Below are 22,258 nucleotides of genomic sequence, written 5' to 3' on the forward strand. Positions count from 1 at the left end.
GACCATGGCGGCCACGCTCGACGGTCAGCTCGTTGTTGCGCTTTCCTCGCGCGCCCTCTTCGACTTCGAAGAGGAGAACCAGGTCTTCGAGGCCGGCGACGACCACGCCTATATGGCCCTGCAGCAGCAGCGACTCGACGTGCCAGCCAAGCCGGGCGTGGCCTTTTCGCTGGCGCGCAAGCTGCTGGCCTTCAACACACCAGGCTCGCCGCAGCGGGTGGAGGTGGTGGTGCTGTCGCGCAATGACCCGGTCTCGGGCATGCGGGTGTTTCGCTCGGCCAAGGCGCTGGGGCTGGACATCCAGCGCGGCGTGTTCACGCGCGGCAAGAACCCGTGGCGCTATCTGAAGCCGCTGCAAGCGCAGCTCTTCCTTTCGGCCAATGAAGAGGATGTGCGCTCAGCGCTGTCCGCAGGCGTGCCAGCAGCACGCGTCTTCCCGCAATCGGCGCGCGCTTCGGCTGCTCATCCAGACGAATTGCGCATTGCCTTCGACGGCGACGCCGTATTGTTCTCCGACGAAGCGGAACAGGTCTTCCAGCGCGAAGGCCTGGCCGCCTTCCAGCAGCATGAGTTTTCGCGCGCGCAGTTGCCGCTGGGCGCCGGGCCGTTCAAGCCCATGCTTGAAGCATTGCACCGCCTGCAAGGTGCGCCCCGCGGCGAGATGCGCGTTCGCACCGCGCTGGTCACGGCGCGCAGCGCGCCGGCTCATGAGCGCGCGCTGCGCACGCTGATGGACTGGCAGGTTGAGGTCGACGAGGCCATGTTCCTCGGTGGCCTGGCCAAGGGCGAATTCCTGCGCGAGTTCGAGCCCGACTTTTTCTTCGACGACCAGGCCGGCCACATCGAGAGCGCCAGCGCCCATGTCCCCTCCGGCCATGTCACCGCGGGTGTGACCAACCGCTGAAGCGCCGGTCTGGGCCACAATCCGCGGCTGCAAAATCAGCCGAGGAGCCTCATGCCCTACCCGACCCTGAAGCGCGCGCCACTGGCAATCGCCGCGGCCCTGGTTGCCCTCACGGCACAAGTCACGGCACACGCCGGTCAGAACGGTTTCTACCGCCAGCCCGCCTTGCGAGGCGACAACGTCTACCTGGTGGCTGAGAGCGATATCTGGCGTGTCAATGCGCAGGGCGGCGAAGCCCAGCGGCTGACCACGCACCCGGGCAGCGAGAGCCAGCCGGCTGTCTCGCCCGATGGCCAGTGGCTCGCCTTCACGGCGCAGTACGAGAGCGGCACCGAGATCTATCTGATGCCCGTCGCCGGCGGCGTGCCCAAGCGCCTGACCTGGGAAGGCGGCGGCATGCGCGTCTGGGGCTTCACGGCCCAAGGCGAGGTTCTCTACACGGGGCTCGATGGCAAGCCGGGCAGCCAGTTGTTCGCCGTGGACCCGAAGACCCTGGTGCGCCGCCAGCTGCCGGTGGGCCAGGCCAGCGATGCAGCGCTGAGCGCCGACGGCAAGACCCTCTACTTCACCCGCTCGGGCCTGCGCAGCGACAACGCGCGCCAGTACCGCGGCGGTGCGATCTCGCGCCTCTGGTCGCTCGACCTCAGCGGCACGTCGGAGGCCAAGCCGCTGCTGGCCGAGGGCAACAACGACCGCCGCGCCATGCCTTACCGCGCTGGCAACGAAGAGCGCATCGCCTTCCTGTCGGACCGCGATGGCACGGTCAACGTCTGGTCGGTCAATGCACAGGGCCAGGACTTGCGCCAGCACAGCCGGCACAAGGGCTGGGACATCCGCCATGCCTCGGTCGACGGCAGCCGCGTGGTCTATGCGCTGGGGGCCGATCTCTATGTGCTGGACCTCGCCAGCGGCGCTGAAAGCCGCAAGCTCGCCGTGAGCCTGGGCGGAGATTTCGACCAGATGCGTGAGCGCTGGATCAAGAAACCGCAAGACTTCCTCACCGACACCTCGCTGGCGCCCAACGGCGAGCGCGTGCTGCTGGCCAGCCGCGGCCACCTGGCCACGCAAGGCGTGGGCAGCCTGCGCCGCGCCGAACTGCCCACACCGGCCGATGGCCGCTGCCGCAAGGGTGAATTCAGCGCCGACAGCAGGCAGGTCTATGCCATCTGCGATTTCAGCGGCGAGCACGAGATCTGGCGCTTTGCCGCCAATGGCCTGGCCAAGCCCGAGCAGATCACCACGGACGGCAACACGCTGCGCCGTGAACTCAAGGTCTCGCCGGACGGCCGCTACATCGCCCATGTCGACAAGGAAGGCCGCCTCTTCCTCACCGACCTGAAGGCAAGTCCCAAGGTCAGCACCCGCCTCGTCACCCAGGCCAAGCTCGAATCGACCATCGGCGAAATCGCCTGGGCCAGCGACAGCCGCAGCCTCGCGTTCCCGCAGGCGCAGCGCAATGTGGACCGTGCGCAGTTGATGCTCTACAGCATTGCCGACGACAAGCTGCATCAGCTGACCAGCGACCGCTACGACAGCGACTCGCCAAGTTTCAGCCCGGACGGCAAATGGCTGTATTTCGTCTCCAACCGCCAGATCACCATTGCCGGCAACGGCAGCCCCTGGGGTGACCGCAACACCGGGCCGAACTTCGACCGCCGCGCCAAGGTGTATGCCTTGTCGCTGCAGGCCGGTAGCCGCTTCCCGTTTGCAGCCAAGGATGAGCTGGAGCAAGCCGAGGCCAAGGCGGACGCCAAGCCCGAGGCGAAGGCCGAAGCGAAGTCCGATACCAAGCCCGATGCAAAGGCAGACGCAAAGCCCGACAGCAAGGCCAAGCCCGCCATTCAGTTCGACGGCCTGGCCGAGCGCCTGTATGAACTGCCCATGCCGGCTGGCAACTACTACGCGCTGCGCACCGACGGCAAACGCTTGTGGGTGCTCGATACCGAAGGCGAGCGCCGCGGCCTCTTGAAGACCTTCGCCATCGACAACCAGGGCGGCAGCCTGGAGAACATGGCGAGCGACGTGCGCGCCTACGAGCTCAGCGCCGACGGCAAGAAGATGATGCTTGTGCGTGGCGCCAGCCCGGGCAGTGCGCCCGACATCCACATCATCGACGCCGGCCCCAAGCTGCCCGGCGAGGCCAACAAGTTCCAGGTGCGCTGGAGCGACTGGCAGATCGCGACCAGCCCGAAGTCCGAGTGGAAGCAGATGTTTGCCGACGCCTGGCTGATGCACCGCGAGCACTTCTACGACAAGGCCATGCACGGCGTCGACTGGAAGGCCGTGCGCAGCAAGTACGAGCCACTGGTGGGTCGCATCACCGACCGCGCCGAACTGGCCGAGCTGATGGCGCAGATGGTCAGCGAATTGGGCGCCCTGCACAGCCAGGTGGGCGCCGGCGACCTGCGTGCTACGCCGGATGAGCCCGGCCTGGCTGGCCTCGGCGCACGCCTCTCGAAGGTGGCCGACGGCTGGAAGATCGAACAGATCTATCTCAGCGACCCCGAGCTGCCGAATGAAGCTGGGCCGCTGGGCTCGCCCGCTCTGGGCCTGAAAGCTGGCGATGTGATCACTGCCGTCAACGGCCGCAAGGCTGGCGAAGCACCGCATATCTCCGAGCTGCTGCGCGGGCAGGCCGGCAAGCAGGTGTTGATCGACGTGAAGCTAGCTGCGGACGGCAAGACGGTGCAGCGCATCATCACGCCGGTGACGCAACGCCGCGACGCGGCACTGCGCTACAACGACTGGCGTTACGGCAACGCCCGTGCCGTCGCCAAGGCCAGCGAAGGTCGCATCGGCTATCTGCATTTGCGCGCCATGGGGCCGGACGACATCGCCGACTTCGCGCGTGAGTTCTATGCCCACAGCGACCGCGAGGGCCTGATCATCGACGTCCGATACAACAACGGCGGCAACATCGACAGCTGGATCCTGGAGAAGCTGCTGCGCCGTGCCTGGGCTTTCTGGCAGCCCCGCGCTCCGCAAGGTGCCGCGGTGTACCCCAACATGCAGCATGCGTTTCGGGGCCATGTCGTGGTTCTGGTCAACGAAGACACCTACTCGGACGGTGAAACCTTCGCCGAGGGCTTCAAGCGCCTGGGCCTGGGCCCGGTGATCGGCAAGCAGACCTCTGGCGCCGGCGTCTGGCTCTCGGACGGCAACCGCCTGCTGGACAACGGCATCATGCGCGCCGCAGAAACCGGCCAGATGACACCGAAAGGCCGCTTCCTGATCGAGGGCGTCGGTGTGAAGCCGGACATCGAGATCGACAACGCTCCACGCGCCACCTTCCTCGGCCGTGATGCGCAGCTCGAAGTCGCCATCGCGCAATTGAAGAAGACCATGGCCGACAAGCCGCTGGTGACGCCCAAGCCGGGCAACTACCCACGCCCGGTCAAGCCTTGAGCTGAGCGCTGCAGGCAAGCCAGCCCGCCCCGCAACGGGGCGGGCCACGGTGCAACACGCACCGTTTTTTGGCGCCGAGTCGCAAACGTTGGCCACCGTCAATTCGTCAACCCCCTCAGGCGCGGGGCGGTCGATGCAAAACACCAACGCACATCGGGGCTTCCCCGTGCAAAGTTGTCATAAACAGCGTCTACGCTGCAGCTTCCCTCGCTCAATGCTGATCGCACGGCCGGGGTTTGCCCGCGCACGTTTCGACACAGGATTCGCCAAACGTTTGCGGTTGATTGACTTCAGATTTTTGGATTACCCATGCAGTTCAAGCCCGCTCTCCTCCTCGCTGCAGCCGCATTGATCGCGTCCAGCGCACAAGCCACGCCCGTTGCCATCGCGCAGTGGAACTACAACACCAGCAGCACCAAGCAGACGTTCAGCATGAACGGCGCGTCGTTTTCCACCCTGGGCGGCGTGACCACCGCCTTTGTCTCGGGTTCCGGTTCAACGGACTCGGGCAGCCCCAACAATGCCTTGAACACCACCGGCTACGGCACGATCTCGACCGGCAATATGACCCGCGGCGTGCAGTTCATGATCGATACCAGCGGCTACCAGGACGTGTCGTTCACCTTCGACCAGCGCAACAGCGGCACGGGCTCGGCCTGGACCGCCCTGCTATACACGCTGGACGATGGCGACAGCTGGACCAAGGCTTCGCAGTTCCAGATCAGCAGCACCAGCTTCCTCAACAACCGCAGCTTCAGCTTTGCCGACATCGAAGGCGCTGACAACAATCCGCTGTTCGGGGTTCAACTGGTGGCAATGTTTGCGCCGGGCACCTCGGGCTACGTCGGCGCCACTAGCGGCTACGGCTCCAGCGGCACCATCCGCTACGACATGGTGACCCTGTCCGGCACGGAAATCCCGGAAGCGGTCATCCCTGAGCCCGGCAGCCTCGGTCTCCTGATGGCCGGCCTCGGCGGCATCGGTTTTGTAGCCCGCCGCCGCCGCGCGAGCTGAGCGCTTCGCTGCAACAGACCCCTCTTGAGTGAACCGTGCCGCGTCCCGCCGGGATGCGTCGCACCGATGCGCCATCGTGCGCTGAAAGCGAATCAACGTGAACACCACATACATCTTCAAGACAGCCCAAGGGCTGCGCGTCGCCAGCATCACCACGCTGGCTGTCCTGCTGTCCGCCTGCGGTGGCGGTGAGACCGCCAAGTCACAGGCGGCGCAAGGCAACGCCACTGTCGAGCCGACGGTCTCGGCACAAGCCGTCCATCCGAGCGTCAAGTACCCGGACCACCATGAGTTCGAAGCGGCGCTGGACGTGCCCTTCGTCAGCAACGAGGCGAGCGGCGCTCGCACGCTGTCCGTGCTGCTGGACTATCCCGGCGCCCCCGACGGCCAACTGCTCGCCTATCAGGTCGAGCTGCTGAACCCGGCCGGCACTGTCGTCCAGGAATGGAGCGGCCTGCAAAGCTATGCGGGCAAGCCGCAAAGCGTGCGCCTGGCCTGGGCTGGCCGCAGCGGTGATCAGTCCAAGCTGGCCGACGGCATCTATACCGTCCGCATGACGGCCCTGAGCGCCGATGCCGAGCAGGCGCCCAAGGTCGAAAGCAGCAAGGCGAAGGTCGCGGCACTGCTCGCTGGCTACAGCGGCGACCATGCGCCGGTCACGCAAAGCTGGCCGCTCTCGCTGGGCAAGACGCCCCGCGTGGCCATGCCCACCTTCAAGGCGCTGGCCATCGCCAGCAATGTCGAGACCGACAAGCGCCGCGCCCAGGCTGCAACGCCCGCCACCGGCTCCTGGCCCTACACGATCTACTACGGCACCTTCCACGGCCAGACGAATGATTCGGACGGTGGCGGCGCCATTGCGACCTGCAGTTCCTCGCTGCCCGCACAAAGCGGCGAGTTCGGCCCGGATGCCGCGTTCCCGTATGCCAAGAACGCTGGCCTGGACTTCCTGGCCAACACCGATCACAACCACTACTTCGACGGCTCCACGGGCACCAACACCTCGGCCAGTTCGTCGGTGGCCAAGGCCCGCTACCAGAATGGCCTGACGATCGCCGCCAACTACACGGCTGCGACCCCAGGCTTCCTGGCGCTCTACGGCATGGAATGGGGCGTGATCAGCAATGGCGGCCACCTGAACATCTTCAACAGCAATGAGCTGTTCTCTTGGGAATACAACGGCAGCGGCGAACTGTTCGGCGACCGCTACACCTCCAAGACCGACTACGCCGCGCTCTACACGACCATGCGTACGCAGGGCCTGGTCGGCCAGTTCAACCACCCCGACAGCACGGGCCAGTTCGTGGTCAATGGCGTCGATCTCGGCTATACCGCCGACGGCGACGAAGTGATGGTGATGGCCGAGATCATGAACACCTCGGCGTTCTCCAGCAATACGACGGAGACCGAGACCTCACGCAGCCTCTACGAAGGCAGCTACAAGAAGCTGCTGGAGCGCGGGTTCCATGTTGCACCGGCAACCAACCAGGACAACCACTGCGCCAACTGGGGCCTGTCGTACACCAACCGGACGGCCGTGCTGATCCCGAATGGCACCGCGCTGACCAAGGCCAGCATGGTGGAAGCGCTGCGTGCACGCCGCGTCTTCGCCACGATGGACAAGAACTCGCAGGTGGTGCTGAGCGCCAACGGCCACATCATGGGCGAGCGCTTCGACAATATCGGCCCGCTGAACCTCAATGTCGGCTATGCCAACCCGAACGGCCGCACCGTTGCCCTGACAGAAATCTACGAAGGCGTTCCGGGTCGCAATGGCACGGTGAGCCTGCTGAGCAACAGCCCCGCTGTGTCGATCACGCCGAGCATGGGCAAGCACTTCTACTACGCCAAGCTCACACAGGACGACGGCAAGGTGCTGTGGTCGGCCCCGCTGTGGGTCAACCAGACCGTGGACGGCGCCGACCAGACGCCGCCGACGGTCAGCGCGAGCGTGACCGGCAACACCGGCACGATCACGCTGAACGCCACAGCCAGCGACAACGTCGGAGTCACCAAGGTCGAGCTCTGGCTGGACGGCGGCCTCAAGACCACGCTGACCAGCGCACCCTACAAGCTCGACGTTGACTCCTCGCTGCTCGCCAACGGCACGCACAGCCTGGTCGCCAAGGCATTCGACGCGGCCGGCAACAGCACCACGTCAAGCCCGGTGAGCTTTGAGGTCAGCAATGTCAGCGCCGGCATGACCGAGTCCGAGTCCAACAACACCATCGCAAAGGCCAATGCCGTGGGCAAGCGCGCCACCGTCAACGGCTTCATCGGCACGACGTCGGACAAGGACTACTTCAGCGTCAGCCTGGCCGCCAACCAGCGCATCCGTGTCGACATGGTCGGCCCCAGCGGCACCGACTACGACCTGTACCTGGTGACCAGCTCCGGTGCCGGCCTGGCCCGCTCGGAAAGCTCTACTTCAAGCGAGTCGATGACCTACACCAACACGGCAACCGCGCGCACGGTCTACATCAAGGTGCAGTCCTACGCCGGCTCCAGCACGACCATGGGCTATACGTTGACGATCAGCTATCCCTGAGCGATCGCCAAAATGAAAGGCCCGGCCCCCGCAAAGGGGCCGGGCCTTTTTTTCTTGCGCCGGAGAAGTCAGGCGCCCAGTGTGACGCGCGCGAACTTGCGCTTGCCGACCTGGGCGACGAAGGTGCCGGCTTCGAGCTTCAAGGCCTTGTCGCTGATGGTCACGCCGTCGATCTTGACGCCGCCCTGCTCGATCATCCGTGTGGCTTCTCCGCCAGAAGCTACCAGGCCCGCACCCAGCAGCACCTTGCCGATCATCAGCGGCGCGCCGCCGAGGCTCACCTCGGGCACCTCATCCGGAATGCCGCCCTTGGCGCGGTTGTTGAAATCCGCCTCGGCGCTCTCGGCCGCCGCGGCGCTGTGGAAGCGCGCGGTGATTTCCTTGGCCAGCAACACCTTTGCATCCTTCGGGTTGCGTCCGCCCACGACCTCGGCTTTCAACGCCGCGATCTCGGCCAGGCTCCTGAAGCTCAGGAGCGTGAACCACTTCCACATCAGCTCGTCGCTGATCGAGAGTACCTTGGCGAACATGGTGTTGGCCGGTTCGGTGATGCCGATGTAGTTGTTCTTGGACTTGGACATCTTGTCCACACCATCCAGGCCTTCCAGCAGCGGCATGGTCAGGATGCACTGCGGCTCCTGGCCGTATTCCTGCTGCAGATGGCGGCCCATCAGCAAATTGAACTTCTGGTCGGTGCCGCCGAGCTCGAGGTCGCTCTTCAGGGCCACCGAGTCATAGCCCTGCATCAGCGGGTAGAGGAATTCGTGGACCGAGATCGGAGTCTGCGCGGCGAAGCGCTTGGTGAAGTCGTCTCGCTCCATCATCCGGGCGACCGTGTACTTGCTGGCGAGCTGGATCATGCCGGCAGCACCCAGCGGGTCGCTCCATTCGCTGTTGTAGCGAATCTCGGTGCGCGCCGGGTCCAGCACCAGGCTGGCCTGCTTGTAATAGGTCTCGGCGTTGGCCAGGATCTGCTCTTTGGTCAAGGGCGGGCGGGTGCTGTTGCGGCCGGACGGGTCGCCGATCATCGACGTGAAGTCGCCGATCAGGAAGATCACCTGGTGGCCCAGGTCCTGCAGCTGGCGCATCTTGTTCAGCACCACGGTGTGACCGATGTGGATGTCGGGCGCGGTCGGGTCCAGGCCCAGCTTGATGCGCAGCGGCACACCGGTGGCCTCGCTCTTGGCCAGCTTCTTGACCCAGTCGGCCTCGGGCAGCAGCTCATCGGCACCGCGCAAGGATTGCGCGAGTGCTTCGCGGACACGATCTGTCACCGGGTGGGCAGGGGTGGCGGGGCTTGTTCGCGATTCGGACATGGGCTGTGTAAAGTTTCCCTCAGCCAGCGCTAAGGTCTTGATTTCTCGGGTTTCCTAGACATTGACCGGGAAAGCGGGCCGGTATACTCGCGGCTCGCTTTTGGCTCCCAAGGGACTGCCCAAGGCGTGCGAATTCTAGTGGACGCCGCATCGGCGGCCTTCTCAAGCAAGTACACAACAAGTACGCGACAAGAACATTGCCCGTGGGATTCCCTGGCCGATTGAACGATTGGATTGAAGAGTTGCTGAAGGCAGGCCGCCTGGCCGAGGCTTTCGCAGCCAAGCATCCGCGCGCGCTCACCGGCAGCGTGGTCGGCGTCCTCAGCACGTTCGCGATCACCGCCTTCGGCATTGCACCGCTGGCCCCCGATGCGCAAGACCTGCCCCAGCGTCAGGTCCGCGAAGTCGTCACGACCGACAGCCTTGAAGAGCAGCTGGCCGCCCTGGCCGCCAACAAGCTCTCGCTGACCCGCAACGACATCACCCGCTCCAGCGACACCGCCGATTCCCTGCTGCGGCGCATGGGCGCCTTCGATGCCGCTGCCGCTGCCTTCCTGCGCAGCGACCCGCTGGCTCGTCGTGTCCTGCAAGGCCGCGTCGGCAAGATGGTGCAAGTCTCTGCCGATGCCTCGGGCACGGTGGACAAGCTCATCGCCCGCTTCCCGGCCGAAAAGTCCGAGCAGCAAGCCACTCATTTCAGTCGTCTGACGATCGAGCGCCAAGGCAAGGGCTTCGCCTCTCGCCTGGAGACCGTGGCCATGCAGTCGCAAGTTCGCATGGGCAGTGGCACGGTGCAAACCTCACTGTTCGCCGCGACGGACGATGCCCGCATTCCTGACGGCGTGGCATCGCAGCTGGCCGACATGTTCTCCGGCGACATCGATTTCCACCGCGAGCTGCGCAAGGGCGACCGCTTCTCGGTCGTCTACGAAAGCCTCACCGCCGACGGCGAACCGATCAACTGGGACGGCGCCGCCGGCCGTGTTGTTGCTGCCGAGTTCGTCAACAACGGTCGCAGCCATTCCGCAGTCTGGTACCGCGACGAAGCCAGCGGCCGTGGCAGCTACTACGGCTTCGATGGCCAGAACAAGCGCCGTGCCTTCCTGGCCAGCCCGATGGAGTTCTCGCGGGTGACCTCGAACTTCTCGATGCGGTTCCACCCCATCCTGCAGACCTGGCGCAAGCACCTGGGCACAGACTACGGCGCGCCGACCGGCACGGCCGTGCGCAGCGTCGGCGACGCCACGGTTGACTTCGCAGGCTGGCAGAACGGCTTCGGCAATGTGGTGCATCTGCGCCATGCCGGCGACCGCACCACGGTCTACGCCCACTTGAGCAAGATCGACGTCAAGAAGGGCCAACGTGTCGAGCAAGGGCAGCGCATTGGCGCGGTCGGCTCGACCGGCTGGGCTACCGGGCCGCATCTGCATTTCGAATTCCGCATCGGCGGCCGTCATCAAGACCCGCGCCTGGTGGCCCGCGCCTCCGAGTCGGTGCCACTGCCGGCCACGGCCCGCGCCCAATTCAAGCAGCAGGTCGCCAGTGCGCAGACACAGCTGCAGGTTGCCGCCACCATCGCCAACGGCGTGAGCGCCGCCGACTGATCAATGAGCAGCCAAGCCGGGCTCTACCTGGGCCTGATGTCCGGCACTTCGCTGGACGGTGTTGACGCCGTACTCGCTCGCTTTCCCTCCCCCACGCAGGTCGAAGTGCTGGCGCATTGCCACCAGCCCTTCCCGACTGAGCTGCGCGGCGAGTTGCTGGCGCTGAACAGTGTCGGCGACAACGAAGCCCACCGAATGGCCCTGGCCGCCAACGGCGTCGCCCGCAGCTATGCAGCCGTTGCCGCCGAAGCCCTGCAAGGCATCGCCGAACCGGTAACAGCCCTGGGCGCTCACGGCCAGACCATCCGCCATCAGCCGCTCGCCTTTGACGGTTGCGGCTACAGCCTGCAGCTGCTCAATGGCAGCTTGCTGGCGGAGCTCAGCGGCATCGACGTCATCTGCGACTTCCGCAACCGCGACCTGGCGGCGGGCGGCCAAGGCGCCCCGTTGGTACCAGCCTTCCATCGCGCGCTGTTCGGTCGGACGGATGCGGATGTGGCCGTGCTCAATATCGGCGGCTTCAGCAATCTGAGCCTGTTGGTGGCAGCCGGACAAACGACCGGCTTCGACTGCGGCCCCGGCAACTGCCTGATGGATTTGTGGATCGCTGAACAACGCGGGCTGGCCTACGACGCTGATGGCGCCTGGGCGGCCAGCGGCGTCGTCTTGCCAGGCCTTCTGAAGGCCATGCTGGCCGAACCCTGGTTTGCCCTGCCCCCGCCGCGCAGCACCGGCCGCGATCTGTTCAGCCTGGATTGGCTGCTCGGCCATGTGCGAGGCCATGCAGCCAATGCCAGAGCGGAAGACGTGCAGGCCACACTGTTGGAGCTGACAGTCGAAACCATCGCGCCACATGTCGGCTCACCGATTGAATTGCTGGTCTGCGGTGGCGGTGCGTTGAATGGCCAGCTGATGAGGCGCCTGCAAGCGCGCCTGCCGGCGAGCCAGGTGCTCAGCACGGCAGCGCGCGGCCTGCCGCCGATGCAGGTCGAGGCCGCTGCCTTCGCCTGGCTGGCACAGCGCTTCGTCCAGCGTGAGCCGGGCAATCTGGAGGCGGTCACGGGTGCGCGCGGGCCGCGCATGCTCGGCGCGCTCTACCCGCACTAGGGCTCTGCGCGGTCAGAAATGCAAAAAGCCGCCCGAGGGCGGCTTTCTCTATGGCCGAGCGGCGGTGTTCAGACCGTGAAGCTGGAGCCGCAACCGCAGGTGGTCGTGGCATTCGGGTTCTTGATCACGAACTGCGCACCTTGCAGGTCTTCCTTGTAGTCGATCTCGGCGCCCATCAGGTACTGCAGGCTCATCGCGTCGATCAGAAGCGTCACGCCATTCTTGTTCATCTGGGTGTCGTCCTCGTTGGCCACCTCGTCAAAGGTGAAGCCGTACTGGAAGCCCGAGCAGCCGCCGCCTTGCACGAAGACCCGCAGTTTCAGGTCGGGGTTGCCTTCTTCGGCCACCAGGTCGCGCACCTTGTCGGCGGCACTGTCGGTGAAGACCAGCGGTGCCGGCGGCATTTCGCTGGAGGTGGTGGATTCAAGCACTGCGCTCATGATTGCTGTTCCTGGCAAAAACCATCGATGGGCCGGATTGTCCCCTGAAATCCCGGCCCGTTCCTGAGCATGGGTATATAGGGCCTTTCCAGAAACAACAAAGGCCACTGAACAGCGGCCTTTGTTGAAAGACTGACTCCGACGGAGCCAGGCTGGGAAGTTCGATCAGCGCTTGCTGAACTGCTTCCTGCGACGTGCACCGTGCAGACCGACCTTCTTACGCTCGACTTCACGCGCATCGCGAGTGACGAAGCCGGCGCGGCTCAGTTCGGGCTTCAGGGCTGCGTCATAGTCGATCAGAGCGCGGGTGATGCCGTGGCGCACTGCACCGGCTTGACCCGACTCACCGCCACCGTGGACGTTGATCTTGATGTCGAAGGCTTCACCGTTGTTCGTCAGCAGCAGCGGCTGCTTGGCGATCATGATGGAAGTTTGACGGCCGAAATACTCAACAATGGCTTTGCCATTGATGGTGATTTGGCCGGTGCCCTTCTTGATGAAGACGCGAGCAACCGACGACTTGCGGCGGCCGGTTCCGTAGTTCCAGTTTCCGATCATCACCGCTCCTTAGATTTCCAGAGCCTTGGGCTGCTGGGCGGCGTGCGGGTGGGTATCACCGGCGTACACCTTCAGCTTCTTCACCATGGCATAACCCAGCGGGCCCTTGGGCAGCATGCCCTTGACGGCCTTCTCCAGGGCGCGGCCCGGATGCTTGGCTTGCATGTCCTTGAACTTGGTTGCGTAGATACCGCCCGGGAATCCCGAGTGACGGTAGTACACCTTGTCATTGGCCTTGTTGCCCGTGACGCGCAGCTTGTCTGCGTTGATGATGACGATGAAGTCACCGGTGTCGACGTGAGGCGTGTAGATGGCCTTGTGCTTGCCGCGCAAACGGAGTGCCACTTCGCTGGCAACACGTCCGAGCACCTTGTCGGTGGCGTCAATCACAAACCACTCGTGCGTCACTTCGGCCGGCTTGGCGCTGAAGGTCTTCATGAGATTCTTTCAAATTCCGGCCGGCTCAAATGAGCTGGCGGAGGATTAATTGGTTGAAAACAGCTGTGATGTCCTTGAATCGGTGCCGCTTGTTGACCGGATTGCACCTGCCCCTGCGACCTCTCATACCAGGAAACCAAAGCTTCTTCCCCGCAACCAAGTCGAGGAAAGCCCGCGAGTGTAGCAGAGCCTCGGGAAATCCCCAAACACCGTGCCAGCTAAGCCCGGAGGGCCCGGGACCTCATGCGCGGGTTAGCATCAGTGCCAGCCCAAGCCCATCCGCCATGACCCTGCCCGCCCCGCAAGACGGTGAAGAAAGCCAGCCCTGGCATCAGGCGGTACTACGCCGCTGGTCGGCCTGGGTGCCGATACGCTCACTGGCCAGGCGGCACCGGCAACGCATCAAGAACCATCTGCTGGCGCTGGACGAGCGGGATCGCTATCTGCGCTTTGGCTACCCCGCTACCGACGAGCAGGTCAGCAAATATGCCCTGGGCCTCGATTTCGAGCGCGATGAGGTGCTGGGCATCTTCAACCGGAAGCTGGAACTGGTGGCGATGGCCCATCTGGCCTACGAACCGCTGCCCCAGCGCGTCGGCAAGCCGGCCATGGCGGAGTTCGGCGTTTCGGTGATGGGAAAGGCTCGCGGCCGGGGGTTTGGCGCCCGCCTGTTCGAACATGCGGCACTGCATGCCCGCAACCGGGGCATTGAGACGCTTTTCATCCATGCTCTGAGCGAAAACGCGCCCATGCTCAAGATCGCCCGCAAGGCGGGGGCAACCGTGGAGCGCGACGGTTCCGAATCCGAAGCCTGGTTGCGCCTGCCGCCAGACACCGTGGCCTCGCATGTAGGCGAGGCGCTGGAGCGCCACCTGGCCGAGGTCGATTTCACGCTGAAGAGGCATGTGAAGACCTTCCACGCCATCGTCGACGGCGTGACCGAAGCGGCCCAGAGCCTTGGTGATGGTGGCAAAGGCCCCAAGCCTTGAAATCCTGCCCGCGCCCTGAGTTGCGCCTGACGCCCGGCCTTGCCGGCCCCCGCTCAAGGGGTGGTCTACCCCCGCATTGAGCGGGTAGGCCCGTAGTGACTTGTTGCAAATATCCGCTACATTCGCCGGATAAGCACCCCAGTACAGGTGCATTTCTGCGTTTCAGCCAACATCGCGAGAGCGAGGGATATGTCGGCAAACCTTCCGTGGATCATCGCGCTGGTATCAAGCTGCGGCTTGCTGGCCCTTGCTCTGCTGTGGGCGCTGCGCCGGCCCAACCGAGGCGTCAAGCCGCTGCCGACCGAGTGGTCGCTGACCGCCCGACCGGTCTTCAGCACCGATGAGCGCCGCGTCTATCGCCTGCTCAAGGAAGCGCTGCCGCACCACGTCATCCTGTCCAAGCTGCCCCTGGTGCGCTTTTGCCAGCCCACCGAAGCCAAGGAAGTTCGCTACTGGTTCGACCTGCTGGGCGCCATCCACGTCACCTTCGCGATCTGCAGTCCCAATGGTCGGGTGCTGGCCGCCATCGACCTGGACAACGAACGCAGCGTGTCCGGCCGGGCCTTGCAGATCAAGCAGTCGGTGCTGAGCGCCTGCCGCGTGCGCTATCTGCGCTGCCCGATCGACAACCTGCCCAGCGCAGCGGAGCTGCAGTTGCTGGTGCCATTCAGCAGCAGCAACAACGCTCGCGGCCCGCAAGCGGCCCCCACCTTGCGCCCTGCGGCCCGCCCTGGCATGGCTGGCGTGGCCGAAGCCCGGCGCGGCGGCCGCGACCAGAGCCTCTGGCAAGACTCGGCCCTGTTCGGCGACTCCTTCTTTGCACCCGACAGCCGTTTCGACTCGCTGACCGGCAGCCCGCCGCTCAGCCGCGCCGAGCCCCAGCCTGCCACGGGCCTGCGCAACACCACGCCATTCGCCGAACCCCTGGGCGGCAACTCCCAATTCCCGGACGAAGCGCCGAACGACATCGTCGGCGTGGTAGTCGATTCGCCTCGCTACGGCGCCTCCACGCCGCGCTGACGCCGAGGCTGGGCGCAGCGCCCATAATCGCCAGACGGCGCCCACAGTCGGGCGCCGTTTGCATTTGAGCCCTGATGAGCCAAGACCCTGACACCAGCTTCGGCAACCTGACCCCGGAATTCATGCTGGACGCGCTGGAGCAAGCCGGTCTTTATGGCGATGGCCGCCTGCTGCAACTGAACTCCTACGAAAACCGCGTGCTGCAGGTCCATCTGGAAGACGGCCGCATTGCCGTGGCCAAGTTCTACCGCCCGGGACGTTGGACAGACGAGCAGATCCTCGAGGAGCACAGCTTCGCCGCCGAACTGGCGGAGAGCGAAGTGCCGGTCGCGGCGCCCTGGCTGCTGGGCGATTCGACGCTGCGCCACTATCAGGGCCAACGCTTTGCGGTCACGCCTCGCCAGGGTGGCCGGGCACCAGAGCTGGACGACCCCGAGGTACTGACCTGGATCGGCCGCCTCCTGGGTCGATTCCATCTGGTCGGCCAGCGACGACCTTTCAAGCACCGCCTGCACTGGGCCAGCGCCGAGCCGGGCCGCGTGGCCCGCGACTGGCTCTTGAACAGTGGCATGCTGGCACCCGAGATCCGACCTGCATGGGAAAACGTCGTTCAGCAATGCCTGGCGAGCATCGACGAAGCCTTTGGGGCGATTCCGGACCTGAAGACGCTGCGCCTGCATGGCGACTGCCATCCCGGCAATATCCTCTGGACGCCCGACAAGGGCCCGCATTTCGTTGATCTCGACGATGCGGTGATGGGCCCTGCCATCCAGGACCTGTGGATGCTGCTCTCAGGCGACGACTTGAGCATGCGCCAGCAACTGGCCTGCGTGCTCGACGGCTATGAGACCGTGGCCGAGTTTGATCGCCGCGAACTCGCGCTGATCGAGCCGCTGCGCACACTACGCATGATTCACCACAGCGGCTGGCTGGCCAAGCGCTGGGGCGACCCGGCCTTCCCTCACGCCTTCCCCTGGTTTGGTACACCCAACTACTGGAACGACCAGGTCGCCAAGCTGCGCGAGCAAGTGGAAGCCATGCGGCCGCGCGAGCCCTTTGCAGAGCTGGCACGGCCGGAGGACGAGGTGGACTTCGATGGCGACGGATTTTCCTGAACCGTCGCCAGTTCGTCAGCCCAGGAGCATCGCGTTGACCCGCTTCACGTAGGCGGCCGGATCTTCCAGATTGCCACCTTCGGCCAGCACCGCCTGGTCGAACAGCACGTTGGCCAGATCATCGAAATGCGTCGAACCTTCGAGCTTCTTGACAAGCGCGTGTTCGGCGTTGATCTCAAGCGTCGGCAGCGAGGCCGGTGCCTGCTGGCCGGCCTGCTTCAGCAGGCGCGCCAGATGGCCGGACATGTCGCCCTCTTCCACCACGATACAGGCCGGTGAATCGACCAGGCGAGTGGTCACGCGCACGTCCTTGGCCCGGTCCTTCAGCGCCTCTTTCAGCTTGTCCAGCACGGGCTTGAAGCTCTCGGCCACTTCCTCGGCCTTCTTCTTCTCTTCCTCGTCCTGCAGCTTGCCCAGGTCGACGGCACCCTTGGCCACCGACTGCAGGGTCTTGCCCTCGAATTCGTAGAGGTTGGACAGCATCCACTCGTCCACGCGGTCCACCAGCAGCAGGACCTCGATGCCCTTCTTGCGGAAGATCTCGAGTTGAGGGCTGTTCTTGGCCGCAGCCAGCGAGTCGGCCGTGATGTAGTAGATCGTCTCCTGGCCTTCCTTCATGCGCGACACATAGTCGGCAAAGCTCACGCCGGCGTCGGCATGCGTGGAGGCGAAGCGAAACAGCTTGGCCAGGCGCTCCTGGTTCTGGTGATCTTCACCAATGCCTTCCTTCAGCACCGAACCAAAGTCCTTCCAGAAGGCGGCGTACTTGTCTTTCTCGGCCTGGTCTTCGCTGTCCGCCAGCGACTCCAGCATCGAGAGCACGCGCTTGGTCGAGCCTTCGCGGATCGCCTTCACATCGCGGCTCTCCTGAAGCAGTTCGCGCGAGACGTTCAGCGGCAGGTCAGCCGAGTCGATCACGCCCTTGACGAAGCGCAGGTAGACCGGCATCAGTGCTTCGGCGTCGTCCATGATGAAGACGCGCTTCACATAGAGCTTCACGCCGCCGCGTTTGTCGCGGTTCCACAGGTCCATCGGCGCCTTGGCCGGGATGTAGAGCAGCTGCGTGTACTCGCTGCGGCCTTCGACACGGTTGTGCGTGTAGGCCAGTGGCGCATCGCTGTCGTAGCTGATCTGCTTGTAGAACTCTTCGTACTGTTCCTGCGTCACCTCGCTCTTGGAGCGCGACCACAGGGCCGAGGCCTTGTTGACGCTTTCCCATTCGTCGGTGACTTCTTGCTCGCTCTTTTCCGGGTCCCACTTTTCCTTGCGCATCAGGATGGGCAGAGAGATGTGGTCGGAGTACTTGCTGATGATGGACTTCAGGCGCCAGGTCTTCAGGAACTCGTCCTCGCCTTCGCGCAGATGCAGGATCACGTCCGTGCCGCGGCCGGGCTTGCTGATGGTCTCGACTTCGTAGTCGCCCGTGCCCTCGGAAGTCCAGCGCACGCCCTCATCGGCGCCCAGGCCCGCGCGGCGGGTTTCAACCGTGATGCGCTCCGCCACGATGAAGCCTGAATAGAAGCCCACGCCGAATTGGCCGATCAGGTTGGCGTCCTTTTTCTGATCGCCTTCGAGCTTTGCCATGAATTCGCGCGTGCCGCTCTTGGCAATGGTGCCCAGGTGCGCAATCGCCTCATCGGCGCTCATGCCGATGCCGTTGTCGCTGATGGTGACGGTGCGCTTCTCGGTGTCAAAGCTGACGCGCACTTCCAGATTCGGCTGGTCTTCGAACAGGGCGTTGTTGTCCAGCGCTTCGAAGCGCAGCTTGTCGCAGGCATCCGAGGCATTGGAGACCAGCTCGCGCAGGAAGATTTCCTTGTTGGAGTACAGCGAGTGCGTGACGAGGTGCAGGATCTGCTTGACCTCGGCCTGGAAGGAATGGGTTTGCTTGCTCATGGGGATCTTGTCGATTCAGTAAAGGCAGCAGCGCCGCCGGCGCCCAGCCACCTGGGGACGCCGCGGCGCATTTCAAGGGCGGAATTATTCAGTACGACAGCGTCTGCTTCGGCACATCGACCCTCAGCAGGGCCTTGCTCAAGGCGCCACTGGCCGCACGGGCGTAGTCCAGCGCCACGGCGGCGTCCTTGAAGCCCTCAGGGCCCAGCGCCGCAGCCACACCAAGAATCTTGTCCGCCACCAGCACCTTGCCCGAGCCGCGCATCGGCTCGCAGCCCAGGCGGACGAATTGCTCGTCCAGCCATTGGCGCGATGCTTCGAATGACAAGACCTCCTCGGCCTCGACGGCCAGGTCGATTTCCTTGCCTGGGCCGAACACCAGCTTCACTTGCTTGCGCATGCCGTGATCCTGCAGTTGGGACACATTGATTGTGAGTCAGTTGGCGCGGCGTGCACGCACTGCCTCGCTCAGGATGTCCAGCACCTGCAAGGAGTCGTCCCAGCCCAGGCAGGCGTCGGTGATGCTCTTGCCATACTCGAGCTTGCTCGGGTCGTCCTTGCCAGGGCTGAATTTCTGGGCGCCGTCGTTCAGGTGGCTCTCGACCATCACGCCGAAGATCTGCTGGCGGCCTGCAGTCAGCTGCGAGGCGATGTCGCGGGCCACGTCGAGCTGGCGCGTGTGCAGCTTGCTGCTGTTGGCATGCGAGCAGTCGACCATCAAGGCGCAATCGAGCTTGGCCGCGACCAGGTCCTTGCAGGCCGCATCCACGCTCGCGGCGTCATAGTTGGGCGTCTTGCCGCCACGCAGGATGACGTGGCAGTCCTTGTTGCCCTTGGTCTCGACGATGGCGACCTGGCCGTTCTTGTGCACTGACAGGAAGTGGTGCGGACGCGCCGCCGCCTGGATCGCATCGGTGGCGATCTTGATATTGCCGTCGGTGCCGTTCTTGAAGCCGATCGGCGCCGAGAGGCCCGAGGCCAGCTCGCGGTGCACCTGGCTCTCCGTCGTGCGCGCGCCGATGGCGCCCCAGGCGATCAGGTCGCCGATGTACTGCGGCGAGATCACGTCGAGGAACTCGCTGCCCGCCGGCATGCCCAACCGGTTGATCTCCAGCAGCAGCTGGCGCGCGATGCGCAGGCCTTCGTCGATGCGGTAGCTCTCATCGAGATAGGGGTCGTTGATCAGGCCCTTCCAGCCCACCGTGGTGCGTGGCTTCTCGAAATAGACACGCATGACGATCTCGAGCGTGTCCTTGTGCTTTTCGCGCTCGACCATCAGGCGCTTGGCGTATTCCAGGGCGGCGGCCGGGTCGTGGATCGAGCAGGGACCGATGACGACCAGCAGCCGGTCGTCCTTGCGTTCCATGATGTTGCGGATCTTCTGGCGCGTGCCGGTGATCAACTGCTCCATCGGCGTGCCGCTGATCGGGAAGAAGCGGATCAGGTGCTCCGGCGGCGGCAGCGGCGTCACGTCGCGGATGCGCTGGTCGTCGGTCTGGCTGGTCTTGTCCTGCGGGGAGTACCAGCGATCGGCCTGGGTCGAGGTCTTGGCGTTCATGGACTGGATTCTTTCCGTGTGGGCTGACTAAAAAGCTATGGCGGGGCTCAAGCGGCGAAAAAAAACCGCCGGGTCTTGAGCCCGGCGGTTTTTGGAGATTCGGTTTGCTTGTTCGCTTTGCCTGCTTACGCGCTTGCCTCTCCGCCGCCGGTGCGGTGCGAGAACCAAAAAAACGCAAAAAAGTAGGACTTCAGCGAAAGCATGGCTTGAATGTAGCACGCGCTCCGGCCGATGCAGCCTTCACGCTATGGCAAGTCAGCGTTGCCAATCAGGCGGTGCCGCCCACCGTCAAGGCATCGATGCGCAGCGTCGGCTGGCCCACGCCCACCGGCACGCTCTGGCCTTCCTTGCCGCAGACGCCCACGCCGGTATCGAGCGACATGTCGTTGCCGATCATGCTGACTCGCGTCAACGCATCCGGGCCGTTGCCGATGATGGTCGCACCCTTGACCGGGTACTGGATCTTGCCGTTCTCGACCCAGAAGGCCTCGCTCGCGGAGAACACGAACTTGCCGCTGGTGATGTCGACCTGGCCACCGCCGAAGTTCGTGGCATAGAGGCCTCGCTTGATGCTCGCGATGATCTCCTGCGGGTCCTTGTCGCCCCCCAGCATATAGGTGTTGGTCATGCGCGGCATGGGCGTATGGGCATAGCTTTCGCGCCGGCCATTGCCGGTGGGCGCCACACGCATCAGGCGGGCATTCATCGCGTCCTGGATATATCCCTTCAGGATGCCGTCCTCGATGAGGACATTGCGCTGCGAGGCACAGCCTTCGTCGTCGATGTTCAGGGAGCCGCGCCGGTCGGGAATGGTGCCGTCGTCCAGCACCGTCACGCCCTTGGCAGCCACGCGCTGGCCGATGCGGCCGGCAAAGGTGCTCGATCCCTTGCGGTTGAAGTCCCCTTCCAGGCCATGGCCGACGGCCTCGTGCAGGAGCACGCCGGGCCAACCAGGGCCGAGCACCACGGTCATCTCGCCGGCCGGGGCCGGGCGCGACTCCAGATTCGTCAGCGCCGCGGTGACTGCCTGCTCGACATAGCAGGCAATCATCTCGTCGGTGAAATAGGCCAGGCCGAAACGGCCGCCACCACCACCGCTGCCCACCTCGCGGCGCTCGCCCTGCTCGGCAATCACGGTGATGGAAAGGCGCACCAGCGGACGCACGTCGGCGGCCAAGGTGCCATCGGCGCGTGCGATCAAGACGACTTCATGCTCGGCAGCCAGGCCGGCCATCACCTGCGCTACACGCGGGTCCTTGGCGCGGGCCATGCGCTCGGCGCGCTCCAGCAGCTTCACCTTCTCGGTGCTGTCCAGGCTGGCGATGGGGTCAGACTCGCCGTAAAGCGTGCGGCTGCCCGGCACGACTGGCGTGCTGGGCACCTTCACGCGCTTGCTCTGGCCCGCCGCGGCGATGGTGCGCACGGTGCGAGCTGCATCCAGCAGCGCCGCTTCGGAAATGTCGTCGGAATAGGCAAAGGCCGTCTTCTCACCAGCAACGGCGCGCACGCCAACGCCCTGGTCGATCGAGAAGCTGCCGCTCTTGACGATGCCCTCTTCCAGGCTCCAGCCCTCGGAGCGCGTGGTCTGGAAATACAGGTCGGCGTCGTCCACCCGGTGCTCGGTGATCAGGCGCAACGCTTTCGCCAGGCTCTCATCGCTGAGGCCGAAGGGTTCCAGCAGCTTGCTTCGGGCCGTGATGAGACGGGCCAGGGTGGGTTCGCGAGCGATCATCGGGCCATTGTAGGAGCGGCGAAAGCCCCTGCCGGATGATCGAAAACCAGGCGCAATCGGGGGGCGACCGGATGTCAGTGCTGGAACCGGCTGCCCGCGCGACGGTCTGCGCTTTCACGATTCTTTACACCTCGTGCGGTCGGCGAGCTCACGGGTATGGCGTTGTTTGGCCACGCGCAATTCAGCGCTGCCCGCCCCAACCAAGGAGCCTCTGATGAACCGTCACATCCGCCTGATCGCCCTGCTCGGCTTTGCTGGCTTGAGTGCCCTGAGCCAAGCGCAGGCTCCCGCAGCCACTGCGCCCACGACGACGCCGGCCACGCCGCGCGTCGACCAGCGTGAAGCCCATCAGCAGGCGCGCATTGCCCAGGGCGCAGCCTCCGGCAGCCTGACGGCGCGCGAGACCCGGCGGCTCGAGAAAGAGCAGCACGTCATCAACAAGGCCGAGGACAAGGCCAAGGCCGATGGCACGGTGACCCGGCATGAGCGCCGCCGCCTGCACAAGATGCAGGAAGGCGCGAGCAAGGACATCCATCACGCCAAGCACAACGCAAAGTCTGCCAGCGCCCCGGGGCAATGAACCAGGCGCAGAGGCCCGCCGCGACTGAAAGGAC

18 protein-coding genes are annotated in these 22,258 nt (G+C 64.8%); 10 read left to right on the plus strand and 8 right to left on the minus strand.

The features are described 5' to 3' along the window. Positions 1-4 precede the first annotated feature (4 nt). From ABT392_RS14790 to ABT392_RS14805, 4 genes are all read left to right on the plus strand, one after another. Positions 5-904: a 5'-nucleotidase gene (locus tag ABT392_RS14790; protein WP_334278116.1), complete on the plus strand. Its 900-nt coding sequence runs from the start codon at positions 5-7 to the stop codon at positions 902-904. A gap of 51 nt (positions 905-955) precedes the next feature. Further along, positions 956-4,309 carry a S41 family peptidase gene (locus ABT392_RS14795; RefSeq protein ID WP_395385448.1) on the plus strand — a complete coding sequence of 1,118 codons (3,354 nt, stop codon included), beginning with the start codon at positions 956-958 and terminating at the stop codon, positions 4,307-4,309. A 309-nt stretch (positions 4,310-4,618) separates the two neighbouring features. Continuing rightward, a complete protein-coding gene (locus tag ABT392_RS14800; protein WP_334278118.1) occupies positions 4,619-5,323 on the plus strand; it encodes a PEP-CTERM sorting domain-containing protein in 705 nt (234 codons plus the stop codon). A 97-nt stretch (positions 5,324-5,420) separates the two neighbouring features. Next, positions 5,421-7,871 (plus strand): CehA/McbA family metallohydrolase, encoded by a 2,451-nt coding sequence (locus ABT392_RS14805; protein ID WP_395385447.1) that lies wholly within the window; start codon positions 5,421-5,423, stop codon positions 7,869-7,871. Positions 7,872-7,939: 68 nt separating this feature from the next. Here the strand turns inward: ABT392_RS14805 and tyrS are convergent, their stop codons facing one another. Next, positions 7,940-9,187: a tyrosine--tRNA ligase gene (tyrS, locus tag ABT392_RS14810; RefSeq protein ID WP_334278120.1), complete on the minus strand. Its 1,248-nt coding sequence runs from the start codon at positions 9,185-9,187 to the stop codon at positions 7,940-7,942. A gap of 221 nt (positions 9,188-9,408) precedes the next feature. Here tyrS and ABT392_RS14815 point away from each other — a divergent pair, with 221 nt between their 5' ends. Together ABT392_RS14815 and ABT392_RS14820 are read left to right on the plus strand one after the other, a co-directional pair. After that, positions 9,409-10,791, plus strand: a complete 1,383-nt coding sequence (locus ABT392_RS14815) for a M23 family metallopeptidase (protein ID WP_395385446.1) — start codon at positions 9,409-9,411, stop codon at positions 10,789-10,791. Between the two features lie 3 nt (positions 10,792-10,794). Next, complete coding sequence (locus ABT392_RS14820; protein WP_464970806.1) at positions 10,795-11,898, plus strand: anhydro-N-acetylmuramic acid kinase; 1,104 nt, start codon at positions 10,795-10,797, stop codon at positions 11,896-11,898. A 68-nt stretch (positions 11,899-11,966) separates the two neighbouring features. Here ABT392_RS14820 and erpA read toward each other — a convergent pair whose 3' ends face one another. From erpA to rplM, 3 genes are all read right to left on the minus strand, one after another. Next, the gene (erpA, locus tag ABT392_RS14825) at positions 11,967-12,338 is read right to left on the minus strand and encodes an iron-sulfur cluster insertion protein ErpA (protein ID WP_334278124.1); all 372 of its coding nucleotides are present in this window, start codon (positions 12,336-12,338) and stop codon (positions 11,967-11,969) included. Between the two features lie 165 nt (positions 12,339-12,503). Then, the gene (gene rpsI / locus ABT392_RS14830) at positions 12,504-12,896 is read right to left on the minus strand and encodes a 30S ribosomal protein S9 (protein ID WP_334278125.1); all 393 of its coding nucleotides are present in this window, start codon (positions 12,894-12,896) and stop codon (positions 12,504-12,506) included. Positions 12,897-12,905: 9 nt separating this feature from the next. Further along, positions 12,906-13,334, minus strand: a complete 429-nt coding sequence (rplM, locus tag ABT392_RS14835; protein WP_102766131.1) for a 50S ribosomal protein L13 — start codon at positions 13,332-13,334, stop codon at positions 12,906-12,908. A gap of 284 nt (positions 13,335-13,618) precedes the next feature. On the opposite strand from rplM, the gene ABT392_RS14840 reads away from it, so the two are divergent. From ABT392_RS14840 to ABT392_RS14850, 3 genes are all read left to right on the plus strand, one after another. After that, the gene (locus ABT392_RS14840; RefSeq protein ID WP_334278126.1) at positions 13,619-14,323 is read left to right on the plus strand and encodes a GNAT family N-acetyltransferase; all 705 of its coding nucleotides are present in this window, start codon (positions 13,619-13,621) and stop codon (positions 14,321-14,323) included. 189 nt (positions 14,324-14,512) lie between these two features. After that, on the plus strand, positions 14,513-15,343 hold the full coding sequence (locus ABT392_RS14845; protein ID WP_395385444.1) for a DUF2726 domain-containing protein: 831 nt from the start codon (positions 14,513-14,515) through the stop codon (positions 15,341-15,343). 74 nt (positions 15,344-15,417) lie between these two features. Then, entirely contained in the window at positions 15,418-16,458 is a 1,041-nt protein-coding gene (locus tag ABT392_RS14850) for a serine/threonine protein kinase (RefSeq protein WP_395385443.1), read from the plus strand. A gap of 15 nt (positions 16,459-16,473) precedes the next feature. Here ABT392_RS14850 and htpG read toward each other — a convergent pair whose 3' ends face one another. From htpG to tldD, 4 genes are all read right to left on the minus strand, one after another. Continuing rightward, the gene (gene htpG / locus ABT392_RS14855; RefSeq protein WP_334278129.1) at positions 16,474-18,354 is read right to left on the minus strand and encodes a molecular chaperone HtpG; all 1,881 of its coding nucleotides are present in this window, start codon (positions 18,352-18,354) and stop codon (positions 16,474-16,476) included. 88 nt (positions 18,355-18,442) lie between these two features. After that, positions 18,443-18,754, minus strand: a complete 312-nt coding sequence (locus ABT392_RS14860; RefSeq protein WP_334278130.1) for a hypothetical protein — start codon at positions 18,752-18,754, stop codon at positions 18,443-18,445. Between the two features lie 36 nt (positions 18,755-18,790). Further along, the gene (locus tag ABT392_RS14865; protein ID WP_334278131.1) at positions 18,791-19,912 is read right to left on the minus strand and encodes a 3-deoxy-7-phosphoheptulonate synthase; all 1,122 of its coding nucleotides are present in this window, start codon (positions 19,910-19,912) and stop codon (positions 18,791-18,793) included. 268 nt (positions 19,913-20,180) lie between these two features. Next, on the minus strand, positions 20,181-21,644 hold the full coding sequence (gene tldD / locus ABT392_RS14870; RefSeq protein WP_334278132.1) for a metalloprotease TldD: 1,464 nt from the start codon (positions 21,642-21,644) through the stop codon (positions 20,181-20,183). A gap of 214 nt (positions 21,645-21,858) precedes the next feature. On the opposite strand from tldD, the gene ABT392_RS14875 reads away from it, so the two are divergent. Further along, positions 21,859-22,224, plus strand: a complete 366-nt coding sequence (locus ABT392_RS14875; protein WP_334278133.1) for a hypothetical protein — start codon at positions 21,859-21,861, stop codon at positions 22,222-22,224. Positions 22,225-22,258 lie beyond the last annotated feature (34 nt).

It is taken from the genome of Paucibacter sp. JuS9 (assembly GCF_044043925.2).
GTDB lineage: Bacteria > Pseudomonadota > Gammaproteobacteria > Burkholderiales > Burkholderiaceae_C > JAUASW01.

Bases quoted from the DNA above. Each gene is read 5' to 3' on its own strand.
- ABT392_RS14790 (WP_334278116.1), top strand. From the start codon at position 5: ATGGCGGCCACGCTCGACGGTCAGCTCGTTGTTGCGCTTTCCTCGCGC.
- ABT392_RS14795 (WP_395385448.1), top strand. From the start codon at position 956: ATGCCCTACCCGACCCTGAAGCGCGCGCCACTGGCAATCGCCGCGGCC.
- ABT392_RS14800 (WP_334278118.1), top strand. From the start codon at position 4,619: ATGCAGTTCAAGCCCGCTCTCCTCCTCGCTGCAGCCGCATTGATCGCG.
- tyrS (WP_334278120.1), bottom strand. From the start codon at position 9,187: ATGTCCGAATCGCGAACAAGCCCCGCCACCCCTGCCCACCCGGTGACA.
- ABT392_RS14820 (WP_464970806.1), top strand. From the start codon at position 10,795: ATGAGCAGCCAAGCCGGGCTCTACCTGGGCCTGATGTCCGGCACTTCG.
- erpA (WP_334278124.1), bottom strand. From the start codon at position 12,338: ATGAGCGCAGTGCTTGAATCCACCACCTCCAGCGAAATGCCGCCGGCA.
- rpsI (WP_334278125.1), bottom strand. From the start codon at position 12,896: ATGATCGGAAACTGGAACTACGGAACCGGCCGCCGCAAGTCGTCGGTT.
- rplM (WP_102766131.1), bottom strand. From the start codon at position 13,334: ATGAAGACCTTCAGCGCCAAGCCGGCCGAAGTGACGCACGAGTGGTTT.
- ABT392_RS14840 (WP_334278126.1), top strand. From the start codon at position 13,619: ATGACCCTGCCCGCCCCGCAAGACGGTGAAGAAAGCCAGCCCTGGCAT.
- ABT392_RS14845 (WP_395385444.1), top strand. From the start codon at position 14,513: ATGTCGGCAAACCTTCCGTGGATCATCGCGCTGGTATCAAGCTGCGGC.
- ABT392_RS14850 (WP_395385443.1), top strand. From the start codon at position 15,418: ATGAGCCAAGACCCTGACACCAGCTTCGGCAACCTGACCCCGGAATTC.
- htpG (WP_334278129.1), bottom strand. From the start codon at position 18,354: ATGAGCAAGCAAACCCATTCCTTCCAGGCCGAGGTCAAGCAGATCCTG.
- ABT392_RS14860 (WP_334278130.1), bottom strand. From the start codon at position 18,754: ATGCGCAAGCAAGTGAAGCTGGTGTTCGGCCCAGGCAAGGAAATCGAC.
- ABT392_RS14865 (WP_334278131.1), bottom strand. From the start codon at position 19,912: ATGAACGCCAAGACCTCGACCCAGGCCGATCGCTGGTACTCCCCGCAG.
- tldD (WP_334278132.1), bottom strand. From the start codon at position 21,644: ATGATCGCTCGCGAACCCACCCTGGCCCGTCTCATCACGGCCCGAAGC.
- ABT392_RS14875 (WP_334278133.1), top strand. From the start codon at position 21,859: ATGAACCGTCACATCCGCCTGATCGCCCTGCTCGGCTTTGCTGGCTTG.